A 2012-nucleotide genomic window follows, 5' to 3' on the forward strand; every position below is an offset into this window, starting at 1 on the left:
GCGATCGCGATGTATCATACCATCTCGAACTGTCTTATCGCTACCCACTCACTGATAGAATCTTTATCACTCCTGGTGTTTTGGTGATTATCGATCCAGAACACAATGATGAAAATGATACCATTGGAGTTGGACTGCTGCGAACCCAGTTTAACTTCTAGAGCTTTGGTTGATTATTATTCGATCAGAAAGGGGTTGAGGGTTTATCGTTCATGTTTATGCTCAAAACCCTAGCACTGACCATGATTATAGCATAATTAGTAAATGCGATTGACCTAGGGTCACGCTACGCGAACGCATGAGCCAGCCATAACACTATCTTGGACTATCGTGGTGTTGGAGCAAGCCATAGAAGTTGACAAAATGACCAAAAATATTGGGTTTCAAGCCCCGCCCTTTTAGGGCGGCTTTAAAAAGATTTTATGTTTGAATTAAGGATGGGCGTTAATTCAAGAATGTGATATCCTTGAATTAAGGAGGCAAGTAAAGTGTTCAATCTAACCTACGAGTTCAAATTAAAACCTACCGCTAAGCAAGTATCTTTGTTTGAAAACTGGCTTGAACAGTGTCGCAAAGTCTATAACTATGCACTAGCAGAAAGGAAGGATTGGTATAAATCTCGTAGTTGTCAGGTTAATGCTTGCTCTGTTCGTAGTGAATACATCATTCCAGCAGAGCAAACCCGTCCTACTTATGCCAGTCAATGCCGTGGGTTAACCGCTGCCAGAAAAGCTATTGAAGAGCTTAGAGCTGTTCAAGTTCATGTCTTACAACAAACGCTCAAAAGGCTAGAAAAAGCTTTTGTTAGTATGTGGGAACAAGGTCATGGCTTTCCTCGCTTTAAGAAGCAGGGACAAATGCGATCTTTTGTTTTTCCACAACTAGGAGTCAAACCAGTTGAATCTGGAAAAGTTAAATTGCCCAAAATTGGCTGGGTAAAGATGCGGCAATCACGGGAAATACCTTCTGATGCCGTAGTTAAACAAGCCAGAGTGGTCAGACGTGCTACTGGCTGGTATGTGATGTTGACTTTGCAATGGGATGTTGATGTTCCTCAGATTATGCCTCATGGGGAACCCTTGGGCATTGATGTGGGAATTTCACATTTTGTTGCTGTTAGTAACGGGAAATTATTTCCTAATCCACGTCCTTTCAAGGGTCTCGAACGCAAGCTTAAATTGCTGCAAAAGAGGGTAAGCAGAAAGCGTAAAGGAAGTAGCAACCGTTGTAAGGCACAAGCAAAAGTCAGCAAGCTACACGAGCGAATCGTTAACATTAGAAAAAATTATTACTGGAAATTAGCTCATAATCTTTGCGATTGGGCTGGGATGATCTTTGTTGAAGATCTAAATCTCAAAGGATTGGCTAAGGGAATGCTAGGAAAGCACTGTCTAGATGCGGGATGGGGACAGTTTTTTAAGATATTAGAGCAGTGTTGCGCCTATCGTGGTGTCTATTTTCAAAAAGTAGATTCTAAAAAGACTAGCCAAATTTGTCCCAATTGTTTAACTGAAACTGGCAAAAAGACCTTAGCTGAGCGCATACATCATTGCGAACATTGTGGCTACACAACCGACAGAGATGTGGCAGCTGCTCAAATAATCGCTATACGCGGACTTGCAGCCGTGGGGCACACGGTCAAGATGCTTTCTGAGGGCAAGTTCATTGGAATCCCTGGGAAGAAAGAATCCTCGTCCTTGTAGGACGGGGAGTGTCAACGCCACCGCATAGCCATGAACGTCCTGATCCGTTCACTGCGCGTTGCTTTAGCTGACCGAGACGATTACTTTGTTGGGGGCAATATGTTTGTTTACTTCAGCAGTGAACAAGCACGAAACCGGGACTTTCGCGGGCCAGATTTCTTTGTAGTCTTGAATGTAGACGGTAGCCGAGAACGCCTGGGCTGGGTAGTATGGGAAGAACAGGGTCGCTACCCAGATGTGATAATCGAACTGATGTCCCCCTCCACAAAGCAAGTTGATACAGGTAAAAAGAAGAGCATATACTGCCAG

General features: G+C 43.6%; 2 protein-coding genes and 1 pseudogene. All 3 read left to right on the forward strand.

Annotated features, from left to right (window positions below):
- The coding region (locus F6K49_RS44040) for a carbohydrate porin (RefSeq protein ID WP_293108184.1) at positions 1-161 on the forward strand (161 nt) is incomplete at its 5' end.
- A 327-nt stretch (positions 162-488) separates the two neighbouring features.
- Complete coding sequence (locus tag F6K49_RS44045; RefSeq protein WP_070394832.1) at positions 489-1703, forward strand: RNA-guided endonuclease TnpB family protein; 1215 nt, start codon at positions 489-491, stop codon at positions 1701-1703.
- Positions 1704-1718: 15 nt separating this feature from the next.
- A pseudogene (locus tag F6K49_RS44050) lies at positions 1719-2012 on the forward strand (Uma2 family endonuclease); the annotation flags it as partial.

Source organism: Moorena sp. SIO3I6 (genome assembly GCF_010672095.1).